The sequence below is a fragment of the Flavobacterium sp. KMS genome (assembly GCF_000813005.1).
In the GTDB taxonomy this organism is placed as follows: Bacteria; Bacteroidota; Bacteroidia; order Flavobacteriales; family Flavobacteriaceae; genus Flavobacterium.
Genome location: NZ_JSYP01000047.1, coordinates 1 through 3,326, shown reverse-complemented (window position 1 = coordinate 3,326; position 3,326 = coordinate 1). Strand labels below are relative to the sequence as shown.

The 3,326-nt window shown below is 31.0% G+C and carries 3 protein-coding genes; 2 read left to right on the top strand and 1 reads right to left on the bottom strand.

What is annotated here, in order from left to right:
- Nucleotides 1–219: 219 nt before the first annotated feature.
- On the bottom strand, nt 220–1,089 hold the full coding sequence (locus tag OA93_RS23890) for a lysophospholipid acyltransferase family protein (protein WP_039116789.1): 870 nt from the start codon (nt 1,087–1,089) through the stop codon (nt 220–222).
- A 113-nt stretch (nt 1,090–1,202) separates the two neighbouring features.
- Between OA93_RS23890 and OA93_RS23885 the strand changes: the two genes are divergently transcribed.
- Both OA93_RS23885 and OA93_RS23880 read left to right on the top strand, forming a co-directional pair.
- Nucleotides 1,203–1,841, top strand: a complete 639-nt coding sequence (locus OA93_RS23885) for a rhomboid family intramembrane serine protease (protein WP_039116788.1) — start codon at nt 1,203–1,205, stop codon at nt 1,839–1,841.
- 50 nt (nt 1,842–1,891) lie between these two features.
- A complete protein-coding gene (locus OA93_RS23880; protein ID WP_039116790.1) occupies nt 1,892–2,584 on the top strand; it encodes an SIMPL domain-containing protein in 693 nt (230 codons plus the stop codon).
- The last annotated feature ends 742 nt before the right edge of the window (nt 2,585–3,326 follow it).

The window sequence follows — 3,326 nt, the reverse complement described above, 5'->3', positions numbered from 1 at the left end:
ATAATAATAATAATAATAATAATAATAATAATAATAATAATAATAATAATAATAATAATAATAATAATAATAATAATAAAATCTCGACAAGAGAATATTTCTATTAATGTTTAAAAAACAGTTTATTTCTTTTCTCTGTTTGGTGATAAAACAGATTGTATCTAAATGTTTACATAAAAAAAGCTCCAAATCATTAAGTTTTGGAGCTTTTTTTATGAGTTATCTTCTGTGTTTCCATCTTTTGTGCGTCCACAAATAATACTCAGGAGCTTCCAGAATTTGCTTTTCAACTTCTTTTAAATAAGTATGAGTAATTTCAAAACCATCTGCTTTTTTAGGAGTGTCACAAATAGGTATAAAAGTAGCTTCGTAATATCCACGTTTTACTTTTTTTACTTTTACAAATAAAACACTCAAGTTGTATTTTCTAGCTAGCATTTCGGCGCCAGTATGTACAGGAACCTCAATTCCCATAAAGGTATCCCAATGAAAAGCCCTGTCTAATTTTGGTGATTGATCACTCGCTAAGCCATACATGCTTAAAATACCATCTCTTTGGTTTTGTGCCATGAGTGGGATTATTTTTTTAGTTTCGACTAAATCAGCGTCATATTTAGAGCGAATTTTTCTAACTAGTTTATCAAAATAAGGATTTACAATTTTTTTGTAAACACCAATTCCTCTAAATTTTATTTGAGCATTTAGAGTTAACAGCCATTCCCAGCTTGCATAATGTGAAGCTACAAGAACGACACTTTTACCTTTTTCTTCGTATTCTTTTATAAGTTCAACATTAGTAAGAACAAAACGTTTGCGCATTTCTTCAGGAGAAATAGTCATCGTTTTTATCATTTCCAAGAACATGTCACACATGTGTTGGTAGAATTTCTTTTCGATTGTTTTTCTTTCTTTATCAGTAAGATGAGGTAAAGCAAGTGCTAAATTTTCTTTCACTGTTTTTCTTCGGTATCTAACCAAGTAGTAAACTATGAAATAAACAACATCAGAAAATAAATAAAAAATTGGAAATGGAAGAATAGATATAATCCAAAGTAATGGATATGCCAGTATATAAACGAGGAATTGCATGCAGTTTTATTTTTTACAAATATAACTCAAAAATGGATAACGTATATATTTTAATCAGTAACTGTGATTTCTGGGAGAATGACTATATTTACAATTCATAATAAATATAGTATATGAATACCATTTTGATAGGAATAATTGTTGCCAATGTTTTAGTTAGTTATAAAGGATTTAACGATCTTTCTTTTTTTAGAAAATATGAATTTCACGTAGGGAGTATACGTTCAGGAGAACAAATAAGAATGTTAACATCAGGTTTCTTGCATGTAGATATGATGCATTTAATTTTTAATATGTTAACGCTTTGGTTTTTCGCGCCAGTAGTTATTAATTATTTAGGAAATTTTTCGTTTGTATTGATCTATGTTGGTAGTTTGGTTTTTGGTAGTTTACTAACCATGTTATTTCATAAAAATGATTATAGTTATCGCGCAGTAGGAGCTTCCGGAGCGGTAACAGGAATATTGTATTCGGCGATATTATTACAACCTGACATGATGTTAGGGATATTTTTTATAATTCCGATGCCAGCCTATCTTTTCGGAATCTTGTATTTATTGTATTCGATATACGGGATGAGAGCTAAAAATGATAATATTGGTCATACGGCGCATTTTGGCGGAGCCATTGGAGGTTATATGATTACATTGATAAAAGAACCATCTTTAGTTTACGACCATAGCCTTATGGTTATCTTGTTAGCTATACCAATTGTTATACTTTTTATAATGGCTAAGCTAGGAAAACTATAATGGCACAACTTTTGAAAAGGAATAACAAAAAACAATTAAATAATACAAATATGAAAAAAGTAGCTCTATTTTTAACCCTTATGTTTATGACTATGTCTTACGCTCAAGAAACAAAACAAATTCCGCAAATTAGTGTGTCTGGAGAAGGAAAAGTAAAAGTTGCTCCAGATCAGGCAATAATTTTAGCAACAATTGAAACTAAAGGAAGTAATGCTAAAGATGTAAAAAAGCAAAACGACCAGAAAATGGATGCTGTTTTAAAATTCATTAAAAAAATGAATATTCCAACTGCAGATTTTAAAACAAAACAAGTTGCGTTAAATCCACAATATGATTATGAAAAAAAGAAACATAATTATAACGCTACACAAACAGTAGAAATCTCGTTGAAAGATTTAACAAAGTATGATGAGCTAATGGAAGGTTTGGTTGATCAGGGAATCAATCGTATCGATGGTGTTACTTTTGAATCTTCAAAACTAGCACAACATGAGTCAGAAGCTAGAAAATTGGCAATAAAAGATGCGAAGTCTAAAGCAGAAGATTATGTTTCAGTTTTAGGGCAAAAAGTAGGTAAAGCAATTGTTATTTCAGATAACTCACAAGGATATCGTCCGCAACCTATGTATGCAGCTATGAAATCTATGGCTATGGATAGTGCAGGTGCAGCTTCTAATGAAACGCTTGCGATTGGAGAAATAGAAATTGTATCAAATGTAAGTGTGAGTTTTATTTTAGAATAAATAAAAACCTCTAAATAGTTAATCCCGTCATTTAATAAATGACGGGATTTTTTTTTGTTTAACAGTTTCCTTTGTTAGAGCTGGATCTAAGTCTATAGATAGAGATGTTGTTTTGGTTGTATGAAAAGAAGTCTTCTTTTTTGTGCTCCTATATATAAGGTACAATTTTGTTCTTATATATTAGGTATAGGGAGAATTGATAAAGAGATCTTGTTGTAGGTTTTAGGAAACAACTAATTAAGATATCCATATGCGGCTACTATATAGTAGCCGTTTTTTTTATGACCTTATATATAGGAGTAAGATTGTATTGTAATATATAGGAGCTATTTCCTGCTATCCGCTACAATCTTGTCCTTTTTAAAGAAAAAAGGACAAGGATTTCTGCTACTATCAGGGCTAGGGGCGACAAAACATAACAAAAACCCCATAAGAAAGACAATAAAAGAGACTTTGTGCCTTAGTGACTTTGCGCGAAACCTAGCAAAACCTAGCAAAACCTAGCAAAACCTAGCAAAACCTAGCAAAACCCAGCAAAAACAAGGAAAACCCAGAGGAAGAGTCCAAAAAAGCCAGAGAGAAAGAAAAAATCACACCCGTAAACATACCGTTATCAGACTGTTAAAAAATAAACCAAAAATACTCCATAAAAAGTATTGTTTAACTGAATAAAGGTGGTAGTTTTGCACCCGCAACAACGACAAACGTTCCTTTAAATACTGACAAGCAAGACGAATCAAAT

What these genes read in the sequence shown, in the direction of transcription:
- OA93_RS23890 (WP_039116789.1), bottom strand. Translation starts at nt 1,089, where the DNA reads ATGCAATTCCTCGTTTATATACTGGCATATCCATTACTTTGGATTATA.
- OA93_RS23885 (WP_039116788.1), top strand. Translation starts at nt 1,203, where the DNA reads ATGAATACCATTTTGATAGGAATAATTGTTGCCAATGTTTTAGTTAGT.
- OA93_RS23880 (WP_039116790.1), top strand. Translation starts at nt 1,892, where the DNA reads ATGAAAAAAGTAGCTCTATTTTTAACCCTTATGTTTATGACTATGTCT.